16 protein-coding genes are annotated in these 19,195 nt (G+C 62.6%); 14 read left to right on the top strand and 2 right to left on the bottom strand.

Annotated elements, in window-relative coordinates; all coding sequences use genetic code 11:
• Positions 1-94: 94 nt before the first annotated feature.
• Positions 95-970 carry a GNAT family N-acetyltransferase gene (locus A6U87_RS00480; protein ID WP_065689294.1) on the top strand — a complete coding sequence of 292 codons (876 nt, stop codon included), beginning with the start codon at positions 95-97 and terminating at the stop codon, positions 968-970.
• Between the two features lie 60 nt (positions 971-1,030).
• On the opposite strand, the gene A6U87_RS00475 is transcribed toward A6U87_RS00480, so the two are convergent.
• Positions 1,031-3,316, bottom strand: coding sequence for an NADP-dependent malic enzyme (locus A6U87_RS00475; RefSeq protein WP_065689293.1), 2,286 nt, complete (start codon positions 3,314-3,316; stop codon positions 1,031-1,033).
• A 112-nt stretch (positions 3,317-3,428) separates the two neighbouring features.
• Here A6U87_RS00475 and mutS point away from each other — a divergent pair, with 112 nt between their 5' ends.
• The 4 genes from mutS to murJ all read left to right on the top strand — a co-directional run bounded on the left by mutS (position 3,429) and on the right by murJ (position 11,051).
• On the top strand, positions 3,429-6,155 hold the full coding sequence (gene mutS, locus A6U87_RS00470; protein WP_065689292.1) for a DNA mismatch repair protein MutS: 2,727 nt from the start codon (positions 3,429-3,431) through the stop codon (positions 6,153-6,155).
• A 10-nt stretch (positions 6,156-6,165) separates the two neighbouring features.
• Entirely contained in the window at positions 6,166-6,441 is a 276-nt protein-coding gene (locus tag A6U87_RS00465; protein WP_065689291.1) for a hypothetical protein, read from the top strand.
• 109 nt (positions 6,442-6,550) lie between these two features.
• Positions 6,551-9,460 carry a [protein-PII] uridylyltransferase gene (locus A6U87_RS00460; RefSeq protein WP_065689290.1) on the top strand — a complete coding sequence of 970 codons (2,910 nt, stop codon included), beginning with the start codon at positions 6,551-6,553 and terminating at the stop codon, positions 9,458-9,460.
• 10 nt (positions 9,461-9,470) lie between these two features.
• Positions 9,471-11,051 (top strand): murein biosynthesis integral membrane protein MurJ, encoded by a 1,581-nt coding sequence (murJ, locus tag A6U87_RS00455; protein WP_065689289.1) that lies wholly within the window; start codon positions 9,471-9,473, stop codon positions 11,049-11,051.
• Positions 11,052-11,064: 13 nt separating this feature from the next.
• On the opposite strand, the gene A6U87_RS00450 is transcribed toward murJ, so the two are convergent.
• A complete protein-coding gene (locus A6U87_RS00450) occupies positions 11,065-11,490 on the bottom strand; it encodes a DUF882 domain-containing protein (protein ID WP_065689288.1) in 426 nt (141 codons plus the stop codon).
• An 867-nt stretch (positions 11,491-12,357) separates the two neighbouring features.
• On the opposite strand from A6U87_RS00450, the gene trpS reads away from it, so the two are divergent.
• The 9 genes from trpS to miaB all read left to right on the top strand — a co-directional run bounded on the left by trpS (position 12,358) and on the right by miaB (position 19,185).
• A complete protein-coding gene (trpS, locus tag A6U87_RS00435; protein ID WP_065689285.1) occupies positions 12,358-13,422 on the top strand; it encodes a tryptophan--tRNA ligase in 1,065 nt (354 codons plus the stop codon).
• Positions 13,423-13,519: 97 nt separating this feature from the next.
• On the top strand, positions 13,520-13,945 hold the full coding sequence (locus tag A6U87_RS00430; protein ID WP_065689284.1) for a cupin domain-containing protein: 426 nt from the start codon (positions 13,520-13,522) through the stop codon (positions 13,943-13,945).
• Positions 13,946-14,013: 68 nt separating this feature from the next.
• Entirely contained in the window at positions 14,014-14,505 is a 492-nt protein-coding gene (locus tag A6U87_RS00425) for a universal stress protein (protein ID WP_065689283.1), read from the top strand.
• Positions 14,506-14,615: 110 nt separating this feature from the next.
• Positions 14,616-15,182 carry a NifU family protein gene (locus A6U87_RS00420; protein WP_065689282.1) on the top strand — a complete coding sequence of 189 codons (567 nt, stop codon included), beginning with the start codon at positions 14,616-14,618 and terminating at the stop codon, positions 15,180-15,182.
• Between the two features lie 94 nt (positions 15,183-15,276).
• Complete coding sequence (tsaB, locus tag A6U87_RS00415) at positions 15,277-15,933, top strand: tRNA (adenosine(37)-N6)-threonylcarbamoyltransferase complex dimerization subunit type 1 TsaB (protein WP_065689281.1); 657 nt, start codon at positions 15,277-15,279, stop codon at positions 15,931-15,933.
• 2 nt (positions 15,934-15,935) lie between these two features.
• Positions 15,936-16,430 (top strand): GNAT family N-acetyltransferase, encoded by a 495-nt coding sequence (locus A6U87_RS00410; protein WP_065689280.1) that lies wholly within the window; start codon positions 15,936-15,938, stop codon positions 16,428-16,430.
• A 36-nt stretch (positions 16,431-16,466) separates the two neighbouring features.
• Complete coding sequence (locus tag A6U87_RS00405; RefSeq protein ID WP_065689279.1) at positions 16,467-16,895, top strand: Fur family transcriptional regulator; 429 nt, start codon at positions 16,467-16,469, stop codon at positions 16,893-16,895.
• Between the two features lie 33 nt (positions 16,896-16,928).
• On the top strand, positions 16,929-17,726 hold the full coding sequence (locus A6U87_RS00400; protein ID WP_065689278.1) for a 1-acyl-sn-glycerol-3-phosphate acyltransferase: 798 nt from the start codon (positions 16,929-16,931) through the stop codon (positions 17,724-17,726).
• Between the two features lie 49 nt (positions 17,727-17,775).
• Entirely contained in the window at positions 17,776-19,185 is a 1,410-nt protein-coding gene (gene miaB / locus A6U87_RS00395) for a tRNA (N6-isopentenyl adenosine(37)-C2)-methylthiotransferase MiaB (RefSeq protein ID WP_065689277.1), read from the top strand.
• Positions 19,186-19,195: the final 10 nt, after the last annotated feature.

The raw sequence follows: 19,195 nt of genomic DNA, 5'->3' as shown, positions 1-19,195 counted from the left end.
CCCGGGTCACGCGTTAGAGGGGGTTTAAAATGTCACTTTCCTGTCGCATATAAGTGTTTTATGGCCTTCCAAAGCCGGCAACGAAAGAATCGCCATGTCAGTAGACATCCGCAACCGTGACAGCGTCTCGGAGACTTTGCCCCCTTCTGGAACAGCTGCTCCGAAAGAAAATGACGTGTTCGGCCGCATCGGGAATCTCGAGACGAGACTTGCCCGTACGCCCGGCGAAGTGGATGCCGCGCAGGCTGTCCGCTATCGCGTCTTCGTCGAGGAAATGCAGGCGCAATTGCCGGCCGAGGCGATGCGCCGCAAGCGTGATTTCGACCGTTATGACGCCTTCTGCGACCATCTGCTGGTGCTCGACCGTTCGATCGAGGGCGACAGCGAGGACCAGATCGTCGGCACCTACCGCCTCCTGCGACAGGAGGTCGCGATGGCCAACGGCGGCTTTTACTCGGCTTCGGAATTTGCCGTCGATGACCTGATCGCGCGCCATCCGGATAAGCGCTTCATGGAGCTTGGCCGCTCCTGCGTTCTGCCCGATTATCGCACGAAGCGGATCGTCGAACTTCTCTGGCAGGGCAACTGGGCCTATGCGCTGAAACACGGCATGAGCGCCATGTTCGGCTGCGCGTCCTTCCCCGGCGTCCACCCGGAAAGCCACGCGCTGGCGCTTTCCTTCCTGCATCACAATGTCTCGGCCAAGGACGAATGGGCCGTGGGCGCGCTTCCGCATCTGGCCCGCGACATGGATCTGATGCCGAGCGAGGCTGTGAACCCGAAGCGGGCACTGATGGCGCTGCCGCCGCTGATCAAGGGCTACATGCGTCTTGGCGCGATGGTCGGCTCCACCGCGGTCGTCGATCATGCCTTCAATACGACGGATGTGCTGATCGTTCTGCCGATCGCAAGCATCTCAGACCGTTATCTGAACTACTACGGCGCCGACGCCGGACGGTTCGCGAGCTAAATCGTCGCTGTTGCCTGAAGAGGAAGCCCGCTTTGCCCTGGCAAAGCGGGCTTTGTCTTGTCAGCTACCCGCCGTATAGGCCGCGATTGCCGCCATGTTGACGATGTCGGAATCCTTCGCACCCATCGAGGTGATCTGCGCGGCCTTGTCGAGACCCACAAGGATCGGGCCGATGACCGTCGAGCCGCCGAGTTCCTGCAGCATCTTCGTCGAGATCGAGGCCGAGTGGAACGCCGGCATGACCAGAACGTTGGCCGGGCCGGAGAGACGGCAGAACGGATACTGTTCCATCGCCTTGCGGTTCAGCGCCACATCCGCAGCCATCTCGCCGTCGTACTCGAAGTCGACGCGGCGGCTATCGAGGATCTTCACCGCCTCGCGCACGCGCTCGGAGCGCTCGCCCGACGGATGTCCGAAGGTGGAATAGGCCAGCATGGCGACACGCGGCTGGTAGCCCATGCGGCGTGCGAAGCCTGCGGCCTCGACCGCGATATCGGCCAGTTCCTCAGCCGACGGCATGTCGTGGACCGCCGTATCGGCGACGAAGACCGTGCGGCCGCGGCATAGCGCGATTGAAACGCCGATCACGCGGTGACCCGGCTTCATGTCGATGCAACGGCGCACGTCCTCGAGCGCCGTCGAGTAATTGCGGGTAATGCCGGTCACCATGCCGTCCGCATCGCCGAGCGCGACCATGCAGGCCGCGAAGTGGTTGCGGTCGTTGTGGATCAGGCGCTGCGCGTCACGGTGCAGATAGCCTTTGCGCTGCAGGCGCGCATAGAGATAGTCGATATAGGCCTCGACCCGCGTGGAAATACGGGCGTTGACGATCTCGATGCCGGGACGGTTGAGATCGACGCCGGCGCGCTCTGCGGTCTGATGGATCAGGTCCTCGCGGCCGAGCAGGATCGCCGTGCCCAGCTCCTGGTTCGCATAGGACATCGCCGCACGCATGACCTGCTCTTCCTCGGCTTCGGCGAAGACGACGCGCTTCGGACGGCGGCGAACGCGCTCATAGAGGCTTGCCAGCGTCGAGGCGATCGGGTCGCGGCGAGCCGAGAGTTCGCGGGCATAGCCCGCCATGTCGGTGATCGGCTTGCGGGCGACGCCGCTATCGATGGCAGCCTGCGCGACGGCGACCGGGATGGCCGAGATCAGGCGCGGATCGAACGGCACGGGAATGATGTACTGAGAGCCAAAGCGCGGACGATTGCCCTGGTAGGCGGCAGCCACGTCATCCGGCACGTCTTCGCGCGCCAGCTTTGCCAGAGCGTTGACGGCCGCGATCTTCATGTCGTCGTTGATGGTGGTTGCCCGAACATCGAGCGCGCCGCGGAAAATGTAGGGGAAGCCGAGAACGTTGTTGACCTGGTTCGGGTAGTCGGAGCGACCGGTCGCCATGATCGCGTCGTCACGAATGCGGGCGACCTCTTCCGGCGTGATCTCCGGATCGGGATTAGCCATTGCGAAGATGACGGGCCGGTCGGCCATCGAGCGGATCATCTTCTCGGAGAAGGCGCCCTTCTGGGACAGGCCGAAAACGACGTCAGCGCCCTTCATGGCCTCTTCCAGCGTGCGCGCCTTGGTCTTGACCGCATGCGCGGACTTCCACTGGTTCATGCCCTCGGTGCGGCCCTGATAGATCACGCCCTTGGTGTCGCAGAGAGTGATGTTTTCAGGCGCGAAGCCCATGGCCTTGATCAGCTCGACGCAGGCGATCGCCGCAGCACCGGCGCCGTTGCAGACCAGCTTCGTCGTCTTCAGATCGCGGCCCGTGAGTTCCAGCGCGTTGATCAGGCCGGCGGCGGCGATGATTGCCGTGCCGTGCTGGTCATCGTGGAAAACAGGGATATCCATCAGCTCGCGAAGGCGCTGCTCGATGATAAAACAGTCCGGCGCCTTGATGTCTTCCAGGTTGATGCCACCGAAGGACGGGCCGAGGAAGCGCACGCAATTGATGAACTCGTCGACATTCCCTGTATCGACCTCGAGATCGATGGAGTCGACGTCGGCAAAGCGCTTGAACAGCACCGACTTGCCTTCCATGACCGGCTTCGACGCCAGCGCGCCGAGATTGCCAAGACCAAGGATTGCGGTGCCGTTCGAGATCACGGCCACCATGTTGCCGCGCGTCGTGTAGTCGTAGGCCGTGGCTGGATCCGCCGCGATCGCCTTGACCGGCACGGCAACGCCCGGAGAATAGGCAAGCGACAGGTCGCGTTGCGTCGCCATCGGCTTGGTCGGAGAGATCTCCAGCTTGCCGGGGCGGCCCATCGCGTGAAACTCAAGCGCTTCATTGTCGGTGACCGACGTCACGGAACGTGGCTTCTTCTCGGTATCGGGCATTATTCCTCCAACGTCTTGTGGGTGACGCTTTGCTCTTCCTCAATCCCGGTTGTCATCTATAGCGGCGGGCGGCTAGGGTTGGCACCTGTTTTTTTTGGAAAAATCGCACTCCGTGAACGAACGTATGAACGCCAGAAACGAAGCTTTTTCGGCTGCCGAGCTTGCTACCGAGGAAAGCCGTGCATCGGCCACGCCGATGATGGAACAATTCATCGAGATCAAGGCTAACAACCCGGGCTCGCTGCTGTTTTACCGCATGGGCGATTTCTACGAGCTGTTCTTCGAGGACGCGCTGGACGCATCTCGCGCGCTCGGCATCACCTTGACGAAGCGCGGCCAGCACATGGGTCAGGATATTCCGATGTGCGGCGTGCCGGTGCATGCGGCCGACGACTACCTGCAGAAGCTGATTTCTCTCGGCTTTCGCGTGGCTGTCTGCGAGCAGGTCGAGGACCCGGCGGAGGCAAAGAAGCGCGGTTCGAAATCCGTCGTGAAGCGCGACGTCGTCCGGCTGGTTACGCCAGGCACGATCACCGAAGAGAAGCTGCTTTCGCCATCAGAATCGAACTACCTGATGGCACTTACCCGGATTCGCGGCGCCTCCGAGCCGTTGCTGGCGCTGGCCTGGATCGATATTTCGACCGGCGTCTTCCGGTTGGCCGAAACGGAAGCTTCGCGGCTGCTTGCCGATATCCTGCGTATCGACCCGCGCGAACTGATCCTGCCGGACACGATGTTTCACGATCCCGAGCTGAAGCCGGTTTTCGACGTGCTGGGACGCACGGCCGTTCCGCAGCCCTCGGTGCTGTTCGACAGCGCAACGGCGGAGGGGCGTATCGCACGCTATTTCGGCGTATCGACACTGGATGGCTTCGGCACCTTCTCGCGCGCCGAGCTTGCGGCAGCGGCAGCGGCCGTCGCCTATGTCGAGAAGACGCAGATCGCCGAACGTCCACCGCTTGGCAAGCCGGAGCGCGAGAGCGCCGCCTCGACGCTGTTTATCGATCCCGCGACACGCGCCAACCTCGAACTTGCAAGGACGCTGTCGGGCGATCGCAACGGTTCGCTGCTCAAGGCCATCGACAGGACCGTGACAGGCGGCGGCGCGCGGTTGCTTGCCGAACGGCTGATGTCGCCACTGACGGATCCCGTCAGCATCAACGAGAGGCTGGATTCGATCGGGTTCCTGATCGAAGAGCCTTCGCTGTGCGGCGATCTGCGCGACCACCTGAAACATGTGCCCGACATGCCCCGCGCGCTGTCGCGACTTGCGCTGGACCGCGGCGGCCCGCGCGATCTGGCGGCCATCCGCCAAGGCCTGAATGCCGCGGCCGATCTTGCTGGCCTTCTGAAGAACGCGCTGCTGCCGGAAGAACTGGTTCAGGCGTTGTCGGGGCTTTGCGCCCTGCCCTCCGACCTCGCCCGACTGCTATCGGAAACGCTGGGTGACGAACTGCCGCTGCTGAAGCGTGACGGCGGGTTTCTGCGCGATGGCGCCAGCGCGGAACTCGACGACGTGAGGGCGCTGCGCGACCAGTCGCGCCGCGTGATCGCCGGCCTGCAGCTGCAATATGCCGAGGAAACCGGCATCAAGTCGCTGAAGATCAAGCACAACAATGTGCTCGGCTACTTCATCGAGGTGACCGCCGGCAACGCGGGCCCGATGACGGATACAGCGGAGGCGAAGGCGCGCTTCATTCACCGCCAGACGATGGCGAACGCGATGCGCTTCACCACCACCGAACTCGCGGACCTCGAGAGCCGGATCGCCAATGCGGCCGACCGGGCGCTGCAGATCGAACTGGAGGCGTTCGACCGGATGACGGCCGCGGTGGTTGCGGAAGCCGAAGCGATCAAGGCCGGCGCACGCGCGCTTGCCGTCATCGACGTCGCGGCCGGTCTTGCGCTGCTGGCCGACGAGCAGGCCTATTGCCGGCCGCTGGTCGATGGATCGAAGATGTTTGCGATCGAGGGCGGCCGCCACCCTGTCGTCGAACAGGCCCTCAGACGGCAGTCTTCCGGACCCTTCGTTGCCAACAACTGCGATCTTTCACCAGTCGCTGATGGCAAGGACGGCGCCATCTGGCTGCTGACCGGCCCGAACATGGGCGGTAAATCGACATTCCTGCGCCAGAACGCGCTGATCGCGATCATGGCACAGATGGGCGCCTTCGTTCCGGCTACGAGGGCGCATATCGGCATCGTCGACCGGCTGTTCTCGCGCGTCGGCGCGTCCGACGATCTGGCGCGCGGTCGTTCGACCTTCATGGTCGAGATGGTCGAAACCGCGGCGATCCTCAACCAGGCGACCGAACGCTCGCTTGTCATCCTCGACGAGATCGGCCGCGGGACGGCAACCTTCGACGGCCTGTCCATTGCCTGGGCCGCAGTCGAGCATCTTCATGAGGCGAACCGCTGCCGCGGCCTGTTTGCCACGCACTTCCACGAGTTGACGGTCCTGTCGGAAAAGCTCGCACGGCTGTCCAACGCCACGATGCGCGTCAAGGAGTGGGACGGCGACGTCATCTTCCTGCACGAGGTCGGGCCGGGAGCGGCGGATCGATCCTATGGTATCCAGGTCGCGCGGCTTGCCGGGTTGCCGGCGTCCGTCGTGGCCCGCGCCCGCGACGTGCTCACACGGCTGGAAGACGCCGACCGCAAGAACCCGGCGAGCCAGCTGATCGACGACCTGCCGCTGTTCCAGGTGGCGGTGCGTCGCGAAGACGGCAACCGCGGCCCGTCGAAAGTCGAGGAGGCGTTGAAGGGCATGAGCCTCGACGACATGACGCCTCGCGAAGCGCTGGACGCGCTCTACAGTTTGAAAAAGCAGGTCAAGTAGGAGGCCAACGATGTTCATGGAGCGACTGCTTCGCGAAACGCAAAGGCTCGCCAATATTTTCACGGCGATCGAGGCCCTGCGGCTTGCAGACGAGCGCGGCAACCCGCGCGGCTGGGCCTCGCCATTCGGTCTGCTGCAGATCACCCGCTGCTGCTCGATCATCTCCGATCTGACACTTGCCATCGCCAAGGCCGGCTACCGCGAATGCGACAAGGCAATGCTCGACGAAATCGCCAGCGAAACGCGGCAGGTTCTCTATACGGTGAACGCGCAGATCGGCGCCTGAGGACGCAGCCTTTCGAACCGCCTTTTGCCGCAGCAACACCTTTTCGCCAAAATTAAAGGTTCTTGCAGTATGAAGCCGTGTCAATCGACCGGCAAAGAGGCTATAGCGCATGCAGACGAAACGAGAGGCGCACTCCGACGACGTGGCGCCGCGTGAACAGGAAGCCGCCCCGCGCATGGCGCCGACGAACGACACCGACTTTTCAGCCATTCTCGATACGGCCTATCTCCAGCAGATGTGCGACGCCGTTGCCGAAGCCAACAAGACGCGGCCGGATGTCATGCGCGCTGACCTGTTGGCGATCCTGAAGAAGGCCAGCAACGAAGGCCGCGAGAAAGCGCGCGAGCTTCTGTCGGTAGACGGCAGCGGGCTGCGGTGTGCGCGGCGCATTTCCTGGCTGCAGGACCAGATCATCACAGTTCTCTACCGGTTCGTCACGAGCCATGTGTTTCCCGCGCAGCGCGACAAGTTCGCGGTCACCGCCGTCGGCGGCTACGGCCGAGACACCCTGGCTCCGGGCTCCGACATCGACCTGCTCTTCCTCTTCCTGCCCAAACCGGCGGAGGAGACGCACAAGGCCGTGGAATTCATGCTCTATGTCCTCTGGGACATGGGCTTCAAGGTCGGCCACGCCACGCGCACGATTGACGAATGCATCACGCTGTCGCGCTCCGACATGACGATCCGCACGGCGATCCTCGAGATGCGCTACATCTGCGGCCTGACATCGCTGGAGACCGACCTCGAGACGCGCTTCGACAAGGAAATCGTCACCGGGACCGGGCCGGAGTTCATTGCCGCCAAGCTCGCCGAACGCGACGAGCGGCACCGCAAGGCCGGCGACACGCGCTATCTGGTCGAGCCGAATGTCAAGGAAGGCAAGGGTGGCCTGCGCGACCTGCACACGCTCTTCTGGATCTCGAAATATTACTACCATGTGCGCGACGCCGCCGAACTGGTGGCGCTCGGCGTCCTGTCCAAGCATGAGTACCGGCTGTTCGAGAAGGCCGACGATTTTCTCTGGGCCGTGCGCTGCCACATGCATTTCCTGACCGGCAAGGCGGAGGAGCGGCTCTCCTTCGACATCCAGCGGGAAATCGCCGAGGCGCTCGGCTATCACTCGCGGCCGGGCCTGTCGGCGGTCGAACGCTTCATGAAGCACTACTTCCTGGTGGCCAAGGACGTCGGCGACCTTACCCGGATTCTCTGCGCCGCGCTCGAGGACCAGCAGGCCAAGTCGACGCCCGGATTGTCCGGCGTGATCAGCCGCTTCGCCCACCGCAGCCGCAAGATCCCCGGCAGCACCGACTTCATGGAAGATCGCGGCCGCATTGCGCTCGCGAGCCCTGACGTCTTCAAGCGCGATCCCGTCAACATCATCCGGCTCTTCCACGTCGCCGATATCCACGGCCTGGAGTTCCATCCCGATGCTCTGAAGCGCGTGACGCGCTCGCTGAGCCTGATCGACAACGCCCTGCGTGAAAGCGACGAGGCGAACCGCCTCTTCATTTCGATCCTCACCTCCAAGCGCGACCCCGCGCTGATCCTGCGCCGCATGAACGAAGCCGGCGTGCTCGGCCGCTTCATTCCGGAGTTCGGCAAGATCGTCGCGATGATGCAGTTCAACATGTACCACCACTATACCGTGGACGAGCATCTGATCCGCTCGGTCGACGTGCTGTCGGAGATCGACAAGGGCAAGGCCGACGACCTGCACCCGCTTGCCAACAAGTTGATGCCCGGCATCGAGGATCGCGAGGCGCTTTACGTCGCCGTGCTGCTGCACGACGTCGCCAAGGGCCGCCAGGAAGACCATTCGATCGCCGGCGCGCGCGTCGCCCGCAAGCTCTGCGCCCGCTTCGGCCTGTCGCAGAAGCAGACGGAGACCGTCGTCTGGCTGATCGAGGAACATCTGACGATGTCGATGGTGGCGCAGACCCGCGACCTGACCGACCGCAAGACCATCACCGACTTTGCCGACCGCGTGCAGTCGCTCGAGCGGTTGAAGATGCTGCTGATCCTGACGATCGCCGATATTCGTGCCGTCGGTCCGGGCGTCTGGAACGGCTGGAAGGGCCAGCTGCTGCGGACGCTCTACTATGAAACCGAGTTGCTGCTCGCCGGCGGTTTCTCGGAAGTGTCCCGCAAGGAGCGCGCCAACTTCGCCGCCGAGGCGTTGTTCAACGCGCTGGCGGACTGGAGCCAGAAGGACCGCAAGACTTACAGCAAGCTGCACTACCAGCCGTACCTGCTGTCCGTGCCGCTGGAAGACCAGGTGCGTCACGCCGGCTTCATCCGCCAGGCCGACAAGGCCGGCCAGGCGCTGGCGACCATGGTTCGTACCGACAGCTTCCATGCGATCACCGAGATTACCGTGCTGTCGCCCGACCATCCACGCCTGCTCGCGGTCATCGCCGGCGCATGTGCCGCTGCCGGCGCCAACATCGTCGACGCGCAGATCTTCACGACATCGGACGGGCGCGCGCTCGACACGATCCATGTCAGCCGCGAGTTCAAGGACGATGCCGACGAGCTGCGCCGAGCCGGGACCATCGGCCGGATGATCGAGGACGTGCTCTCGGGCCGCAAGCGGCTGCCGGAAGTGATTGCCACGCGCACAAAGAACCGCAAGAAGAGCAAGGCCTTCGTCATCCCGCCGTCGGTCACCATCTCCAACAGCCTGTCGAACAAGTTCACCGTCATCGAGGTCGAGTGCCTCGACCGCACCGGGCTGCTGTCCGAGGTCACGGCTGTCCTCTCCGACCTGTCGCTCGACATCCAGTCGGCCCGCATCACCACCTTCGGCGAGAAGGTGATCGACACCTTCTACGTCACCGATCTCGTCGGCCAGAAGATCTCCGGCGACAGCAAGCGATCGAACATCACCGCGCGCCTCAGGGCCGTCATCGCCGAGGAACAGGACGAGCTACGCGAACGCATGCCGTCCGGTATCATCGCGCCGGCGAGCACCGCCCGCAGCGCCGCGCCGACTGACAAGAAAGCGGATTCCACCGCATGAGCCTATACGCATGAGCCTCGTCAAGAAATTCGCCACCGTCGGCGGCGCCACTCTAGGCAGCCGCATCTTCGGTTTTGCCCGTGAAACGCTGATGGCGGCCGCACTCGGCACCGGGCCGATGGCCGACGTCTTCTATGCGGCCTTCCGCTTCCCCAACCTGTTCCGCCGGCTGTTTGCGGAAGGCGCGTTCAACGCCGCCTTCGTGCCGCTGTTTGCCAAGGAAATCGAGGCGAACGGGACCGACGGAGCAAAGCGCTTCTCAGAGGAAGTGTTCGGCGTTCTCTTCTCGGTGCTGCTGCTCATCACCATCGTGATGGAGCTGGCGATGCCGCTCCTGGTGCGCTTCATCATCGCGCCGGGCTTTACCAACGATCCCGACAAGTTCGACATTACCGTGCGCATGGCAGCGGTGATGTTCCCCTACCTCATGTGCATGTCGCTGACTGCGATGATGAGCGGGATGCTGAACTCGCTGCATCACTTCTTTGCGGCGGCGATCGCGCCTGTTTTCCTCAACGTGGTGATGATCGGGGCGCTGTTTTATGCGCTCTACACCGGCGCCGAACCGCTGCAGACCGCATGGTACCTCTCCTGGGGCGTGCTGGTGGCCGGTATCCTGCAGCTCGTCGTCGTTTATCTCGGCGTGATTCATGCCGGCATGAGCATCGGCCTGCGCTTCCCGCGCTTCACGCCGAACGTCAAACGCCTGCTGATCCTCGCCATTCCAGCCGCCGTCACCGGCGGCATCACCCAGATCAACCAGATGATCGGCCAGGCCATCGCCTCCTCGCGGGAAGGCGCAATTGCGGCCCTGCAATATGCCGACCGCATCTACCAGTTGCCGCTCGGCGTCGTCGGCGTCGCCGTTGGCGTGGTCCTGCTGCCGGAACTGGCGCGCGCCCTGAAGGCCGCCAATCTGCGCGAAGCCGGAAACCTGCAGAACCGCTCGATCGAGTTCGTGCTGTTCCTGACGATCCCGGCCGCCTTCGCGCTCTGGATCCTCTCCGACGAGATCATCCGCGTGCTCTACGAGCGCGGCGCCTTCCACCAGGAAAACACCGCCATCGTCGGCTCGATCCTTGCCATCTACGGCATCGGCCTGCCCGCCTTCGTACTGATCAAGGCCCTGCAGCCGGGCTTCTACGCACGCGAGGACACCAGGACGCCGATGCGGTTTTCGGCGGTCGCCGTTGGGGTCAACTGCGCCACCGCGCTCACGCTCTTTCCCTATCTCGGCGCCCCCGGCATCGCGGTTGCGGAAGCAACGGCCGGCTGGATCAGCACCGTGCTGCTGTTCTCCACCCTGCTGCGCCGCGGCCATCTCGCGTGGGAGTGGGCGCTCGCGCGTCGCGCCGCGCTTCTCGTCGTTTCTGCTGCCGTCATGGGCGCGGCCATCATGTATCTTCAGCACCGCTGGGCGCCGTGGCTTGCCTCGGACGCTCGCCTGACAACGAAGATCAGCACGCTCGGCCTGCTGATCCTGATTGCCATGACCGTCTACTTCGCCACGGCGTTCCTGATCGGCGGCGCTAACCTCGGCATGATCCGCCGCAATCTCAACCGCAAGCCGGCGGTCAAGACCGACGCCTAGCCGCCGCCTTGGCCTAACAGTAGACCCAGCGCCGGCTTGGACCGATGTCGACGTGGACGATCCCGTTGCAGTAACGCCCGATGCCGCCGATGCCGGGGGCGTCTTCCGCGATCGCGATAATCGCGCGATCAGAAAGCCCCGGAATGCGAATGTCGGCCGCGGCACAATTTCGATGCTGCGAATGCGACCGACCGCTATGCCTGAGGCCCGACGTCACCAGCGGACGCCGGCCGGTCCTGAGTGCGATATACGCCAGGATCCCCTTCAGCTTCGGCGGAAAGCAACTCGCCCGGACACTGACGGTCTGCAATGTGTAAGCAACCTTCTCGGTGGGCGCTGCAGGCCCCAAGGAAATTCTACGCACGTTCTGGGCACTCGCACTGTCGAAACAGGACAGGCTGAAAAGACCGGCTAACGCGATCGAAAACGCAGTATGCATGGTTCCCTCCCCAGCTAGAGCGTGGGCTCGGCCACACGCTCGAGTTTGCGGCCGGAAAAGCTCTCCCCAAAAATGGCCTTTTTGTGAAATTTCATACCCACCAGTGCAAGATTTAGCCCCATTTTACCGCCAATTGATAAAGTAGAGATACCTAAAAAGAGGTAGAAAATGCTCAACACTAAAAATTGAATTAGAAAATTCACAGAAATTTAAATGCGATTTTCCCCGGCCGAAACAGACGCCTTACAATCCATCCGTTCTGTTGTCGGATACCCCGCAAGGCGTTGCGGCGAAACGAAACCGGCGCCGGGTGAAGGGGGAAGACGCAGGCTTCTTCACCAGGGGTTCGCAGAAAATGGCTCCCCTCCGAAGACGGCGCGTTGCGGCAACGCAGCCCGAGTTTCGCTTCGGACGTGCCTGTGTGGCACACAAGGTTTTCGGGCGGAGCACTGCTTCCCCCGAAGGCTGCAGAGGGGCCGGAGTTGCGTGCAAAAACCGCCGAACGGGGCGCTGGAAAGCGCCATTCCTCTTTACTCAAACGCGGCAATTTCCAGCGCCCCGTCCGAGTGAATGCCATGCCCAAGCCACGGACCGATTCCGGCCGCGTGAGCGCGCAATCGTGCCTTGCGAGCACCGCCCGCAATCATTCGGCTCGGCGAAGGCCCAGCCCCCTTGATTGCCGGGCTTTGGCCGTGCATAAGCCGCTGCGTTAGCAACATGGGCCGTTGGCCGCCGCGCGCAATCCCGACCGCAAAACGGCGTGTTGCGATCGGGATTGCGCGCAGATCTAAAAGTGTTACTGCGTCCTTCACGCGTCAAAGACGCGTGGCGCAGTAAAGGCCCTCCACAAGCCTAATCGAGGACATGATGAGCGAATTCAAGAAACTGGTCTTTTCGGGCGTTCAGCCGACCGGCAATCTCCATCTCGGCAACTATCTCGGCGCGATCCGCAAGTTCGTGGCGCTGCAGGACGGTAATGACTGCATCTATTGTGTCGTCGACATGCATGCGCTGACGGCGCAACTCGTGCACGAGGACATGCCGAACCAGATCCGATCGATCGCAGCAGCGTTTATCGCCTCCGGCATCGACCCGGAGAAGCATATCGTTTTCAACCAGTCGGCCGTGCCGCAGCATGCCGAACTCGCCTGGATCTTCAATTGCGTCGCGCGCATCGGATGGATGAACCGGATGACGCAGTTCAAGGACAAGGCCGGCAAGGACCGCGAGCAGGCCTCGCTCGGTCTCTATGCCTATCCGAGCCTGATGGCTGCCGACATTCTCGTCTATCGCGGAACGCATGTTCCCGTTGGTGACGACCAGAAGCAGCATCTCGAGCTGGCCCGCGACATCGCCATGAAGTTCAACCTCGACTACGCCGAGCATATCCGCAAGGCCCGATACGGGATCGACATCACCGTCGGGGATGAACCGGTGCATGCCTATTTCCCGATGGTCGAGCCGCTGATCGGCGGTCCGGCGCCGCGCGTCATGTCGCTTCGCGACGGCACCAAGAAGATGTCGAAGTCGGATCCGTCCGATCTGTCGCGCATCAACCTGATGGACGACGAAGATGCGATCTCGAAGAAGATCCGCAAGGCCAAAACCGACCCGGATGGCTTGCCGAGCGAGATCGAGGGCCTCCAGGGTCGCCCGGAAGCCGACAACCTCGTCGGCATCTACGCGGCTCTCGCCGACAAGTCGAAGGCCGAGGTGCTTTCGGAATTCGGCGGCCAGCAGTTCTCGGTCTTCAAGCCGGCCCTGATCGACCTGTCGGTCAACGTGCTGTCGCCGATCACCGCCGAGATGCGCCGCCTGATGGCCGACACCAGCCACATCGATGCGATCCTTCGCAACGGTGGCGAGCGGGCGCGGGCGCGGGCCGAAGTGACGATGAAGGAAGTCCGCGACATCGTCGGCTTCCTCTACTAGGTAAAGCCAGACAATCAAGCGCCGGGCGGCCCAACCGCCCGGTCTTGTCGAACCTAATATGACAGCGTAGTCTCATCGGACCTGTGTGGAGGCTCCGATGCGTGATCGTAACCTCATTCAAATCGGTGCGATGGAGATCCGGTTCCTGATCGACGAAGATCAGAGTTCGGAAAGCGTCGTCATGTTCGAATTCGCCGTGCCGTCGCAATCCAGGGTGCCGGCAGCGCATTTTCACAGGGATGTCGACGAGGTGATCTACGGGATTGCCGGCACGATGACGACCACCGTCGACGGAAAAAAGCACGAGGTGGCCCCTGGGCAGACGGTGTTCATCCCGCGCGGCGTCGTCCACACCCATGAGAACCTTCACGCAGAAACCGCACGCGCTCTCATCACCATGACTCCCGGATTGATCGGTCGTCGGTACTTCGAGGAAATCTCTGCGGCGATGAACGTCAAGGGCAAGCCTGATATCGAGCATGTCAAGGAAATCATGCTGCTTTACGGCCTCGTGCCGGCGTGAACTGACCAGCGGATCCGCGCAAAACGAGGACTTGCAAATTTTCGGGATCGGGTGTCAGAGTCCGCTCCATGGTATCAAAACGACTCTCCAGGCTTGAGGGCCATCGCCGCAAATTCATGGCGGTCATCGACGACACGCCCGAGTGCCAGCGGGCTGTCCACTACGCCGGCCGCCGTGCGAAAAACTCCAATGGCGGCCTCGTGCTCGTCTACGTCATTCCGGACGGAGACTTTCAGCAATGGCTGGGTGTCGAGGAGATCATGCGGGCCGAAGCGCGCGAGGAAGCTGAAGCGGTCGTCGCCAAATCGGCGCAATTGGTGCGCGAGACAATCGGCATCGAACCCGAGGTCGTCATTCGCGAGGGAAGTGCAGCCGAACAGATCAACGCGGTGATCGAGGAAGATCGGGACATCGCGATTCTGGTGCTCGCGGCGAGTTCGGCAAAGGAAGGCCCCGGACCACTCGTGTCGTCCGTGGCAGGTCGCGGCGCAGCCTTTCCCATCCCCGTCACCGTGCTTCCTGATACACTGACCGACGAGGAACTTGACGCACTGGCTTGATGCGTTTTCTTGAGTGACAGTCTCTTGAATAGCAACGCCAAACGGCTTATTTCTCTTTTGAAGAATTCTAAAGACGGCTGGAGCCTTGCGCCCGCCGCACGGAGAGCAAGATGTTCATTCAGACCGAAGCCACGCCGAATCCCGCCACGCAGAAGTTTCTGCCCGGCAGGGTCGTCATGGAAAACGGCACCGCCGAATTCCGCAATGCCGACGAGGCCAACGCTTCGCCACTGGCGGCTCGCCTGTTCGACATTCCCGGCGTGACCGGCGTCTACTTCGGTTATGATTTCATCAGCGTTTCCAAGGAGAATCAGGAGTGGCAGCACCTCAAGCCCGCCATTCTCGGATCGATCATGGAGCATTTCATGTCCGGCAAGCCGGTCATGGGCGCGGCCTCCGTTCTCGGCGAAGCTGCCGATGCCGATGGCGAATTCTTCGACGAAGGTGATGAATCGATCGTTCTGACGATCAAGGAACTCCTGGAGACACGCGTGCGTCCGGCCGTTGCCCAGGATGGTGGCGACATCACCTTCCGTGGCTTCAAGGACGGCACCGTCTATCTCAACATGAAGGGCTCCTGCGCGGGTTGCCCGTCCTCGACGGCAACGCTGAAGCACGGCGTCCAGAATTTGCTGCGCCATTTCGTTCCCGAGGTGCAGGAAGTCGAAGCCGTCTGACGACCTGAACCAACATTCGCGATGACGCAGCGTTTGCAAGCGTGGCGTGGCAATGTATGGACAGTCAGGAACGTTTTATTCGGAAATTGATGCCATGATCATACTGGCGCTCGACACCGCAGGTGTGGATTGCGCTGCCGCTGTCTATGACAGCGGCAGGAATACGGTGCTGGGGGAGGCATCGGACATGATCGGCAAGGGGCATGCAGAACATCTGATGGGGATCGTCGACCGCGCGCTGGATCAGGCGGGCATCGCACTTTCCGCCGTCGAGCGCATCGCCGTTACTGTCGGTCCCGGCTCCTTTACTGGCATTCGCGTTGGCGTCGCCGCTGCTCGCGGCTTCGCGCTGTCGCTGGGCGTCCCCGCGGTTGGCGTGACGACGCTCGCCGTCATGGCGGAGGCTGAGCGGCAACGGTCGCCGGGCCAGGCCGTGCTCGCTGCAATGGATGCCAAGCGCAACGAGATCTACCTTCAATCCTTCGATCCCGCCGGCCGCCCGCTCGACGAGGCACGCGCAGTCACGACCGAGGACGCACAGGCATTCGCGGCGGACTTCGACGGTGCGATCACCGGCTCCGCGACCCCGCTGCTGAGGCCCGACGCAGGCGAGCAAGCCAACCATTTTCCAATTTCCATCGTGGCGCGCCTCGGCGCTGCCGCAGACCCCTCTTCCGGAAAGCCGAAGCCTCTTTATCTGCGCGGACCTGACGCCAAGCCGCAGGCCGGGTTCGCCATTGCGCGAGTATGACCATGCTGGAATCCTATCTGACGCTGAAGCCGGAATTCGAAATCGTCGCCATGGATGCTGAAGACTGCCGCGCGGTCGCAGCCCTTCACGGGGAGCGTTTTGCGCGGCCATGGGGAGATGGCGAGTTCTATAGCCTGCTGACCCAGAGCACCGTCTTCGGCTTCGTCGCACGCCAGACCAACGCCTTCCTGAAGAAGCCGCTTCCCGGCTTCGTCCTTGCCCGCGAAGTTGCTGGCGAGGCGGAAATCCTGACGATCGCCGTGCAGGCAAAGGTAGCGCGCGCCGGGCTCGGCTGGCGACTGATGCAGGCCGCGATGCGCGAAGCAAAGCTGCGCGGCGGCGAGAGCATCTTCCTCGAGGTCGATGACGGCAACGTGGCGGCACTCGGCCTTTATCGCAAACTCGGCTTCGACAAGGTCGGCGAGCGTCGTGGATACTACAAGGATGCGAATGGCGGGGTTTCCACCGCGCTTGTCATGAAGCGCGTTCTTCGCTAGTTCCGTTACACAACGTTGACTATCGGAAGGCGGCACATGACTGAAGTGGCCAAAACCCTTGAGGAGCTTTGTGCTGAACGCGGCATGCGCATGACCGAGCAGCGCCGCGTCATTGCGCGCATTCTCGAGGAATCCGAAGACCATCCCGACGTCGAGGAACTCTACCGCCGCTCGGTGAAGGTCGACGCCAAGATCTCGATCTCGACTGTCTACCGCACGGTCAAGCTCTTCGAAGACGCCGGCATCATCGCGCGCCATGACTTCCGCGACGGCCGCTCCCGCTACGAGACCGTGCCGGAAGAGCATCACGACCACCTGATCGACCTGAAGACCGGCGTCGTCATCGAATTCCGCTCGCCGGAGATCGAGGCGTTGCAGGAGCGGATCGCCCGCGAGCATGGCTTCCAACTCGTCGATCACCGGCTCGAACTCTATGGCATTCCGCTCAAGAAGGACGAGCACTGAGGACATGAGTGGTGCAGCCGCGGAGTTCTCGACTTGATCGCCTGGCTGCGCGTCGCCCTCGCCGCCATCGTCATTGTCATCACCAGCATCGTGCTGATGCCTTGGCAGCTTCTGGCGTTGCGCTTCGACTGGCGGATGCGGCGCTGGCTCCCGCGCGTCTGGCACCGTATCGTCTGCTTCTGCCTCGGCATCCGTGTCCGCGTCCATGGCAAGATGGAAACGCACCGGCCACTGATGCTGTGCGCCAATCATTCCTCGTGGATGGACATCATGGTTCTGTCTTCGATTGCCGATGTCGCCTTCATCGCCAAGATCGAGGTGCGTGACTGGCCGATCTTCGGCGCGCTTTCCAAGCTGCAGAAGAGCGTCTTCGTCGTGCGCGAGGAGAAGCGCAAGACCGGTAACCAGGCCAGCGAGATCGCGGCCCGGATGGCGGACGGCGAGATCGTCGTGCTGTTTCCCGAAGGCACCACATCGGACGGTAACCGGCTGCTCGACGTCAAGTCGTCCCTTTTCGGCGCGGCAGCAATGGCCGTACCTGCTTCACCGACCGGTGTCGTCACCGTCCAGCCCGTCGCGATCGCCTACACCGGCGTCCACGGTCTGCCGACGGGGCGTTATCATCGTCCGCTGACGTCCTGGCCCGGCGATGTCGAGATGTTTCCGCATCTTAAGGAGATGCTGAGATGCGGTGCTTTCGAGGTGGATGTGTGCTTCGGCGAGGCGGTCCGTTACGGGCCCGAGACCAAGCGCAAGGATGTCAGCGCGACGATCGCCCAGCGGATTCGTGCGATGCTCGGCGCGGCACTGCGCGGCCGCGATTTGGACTGAGACAAGATTTCCGTTTTCTCGCGCGCTAAAAACCACTAAATAGCGCGCCATGACCCAGGACAGCGCCCTCCTCCCGGCCCCGGAGACCAATCTCCGCGATGGCAGCAACAGCCGCAAGGTTTTCATCAAGACCTACGGCTGTCAGATGAACGTCTATGACTCGACCCGGATGAGCGATGCGCTTGCCCGCGACGGCTATGAGCCGACCGAGGACATGGCCGAGGCTGATCTCGTGCTGCTCAACACCTGTCATATCCGAGAGAAGGCCGCCGAGAAGGTCTATTCGGCGCTTGGCCGCCTGCGCGACATGAAGAAGGAGCGCAACAAGGAAGGTCGCGAGTTCATGATCGGCGTGGCCGGTTGCGTCGCGCAGGCCGAGGGCGAGGAAATTCTGCGCCGTGCGCCTGCCGTCGATGTCGTCATCGGCCCGCAGACCTACCACCGTCTGCCGGAAGCGCTGCGTCGGGCCAAGGAAGGCCAGCGCATCGTCGATACGGAATACGCGCTGGAAGACAAGTTCGAGCACCTTCCCATCGCCGAAAAGACAAAGATCCGCTCTCGCGGCGTGACCTCGTTCCTGACGGTTCAGGAAGGGTGCGACAAGTTCTGCACCTTCTGTGTCGTGCCCTATACGCGCGGTTCGGAAGTGTCGCGCCCGGTCAGCCAGATCGTCGAGGAAGCGCAGAAGCTTGTCGAAGGCGGTGTGCGGGAAATCACCTTGCTTGGCCAGAATGTCAATGCCTGGCACGGCGCGGGGCCGAACGGCCAGGAATGGACACTTGGCGACCTGCTCTACCGGCTGGCGGAAATTCCGGGCCTCGCTCGCCTTCGCTACACCACCAGCCACCCGCGCGACATGGACGACCGGCTGATCGAGGCGCACCGTGATCTGCGCGCGCTGATGCCCTACCTGCACCTTCCCGTGCAGGCGGGCTCCGACCGCATCCTCAAGGCCATGAACCGCCGGCACACGGCCGCCGAGTATCTGACTCTGATCGACCGCATCCGTGCTGCCCGTCCCGACATCGCGCTTTCGGGCGATTTCATCGTCGGCTTTCCGGGGGAGACAGACCAGGATTTTGAGGATACACTGCAGCTCGTGGAGAGAGTCCGCTATGCGCAGGCCTTCTCCTTCAAATACTCGACGCGGCCGGGTACGCCCGGTGCGGATCTGAAGGACCAGGTGCCGGAAGAGATCAAGGCAGAACGGCTCGAACGCCTGCAGGCGCTTCTTTTGAAGCAGCAGCAGGAATTTGCCGAATCCTGCGTCGGGAAAACCATCGAACTGTTGCTCGAAAAGCCCGGTCGTATGTCTCAACAACTTATCGGCCGTTCTCCCTGGCTTCAGTCGGTGAATGTTGATGCAAAGACATCGCAAATCGGTGACATTATTAGAGTGCGAATCACCGGAACCGGAACCAACAGCCTGTTTGCCGAGATAGCAGAGGCTGAGGTCTAAACCCAAGGAG

Origin of the sequence: Rhizobium sp. AC44/96 (assembly GCF_001692185.1) — a bacterium.
In the GTDB taxonomy this organism is placed as follows: Bacteria; Pseudomonadota; Alphaproteobacteria; order Rhizobiales; family Rhizobiaceae; genus Rhizobium.
Note: the sequence above shows the minus strand (reverse complement) of the source record. Positions and strands in the feature narration are given on the sequence as shown.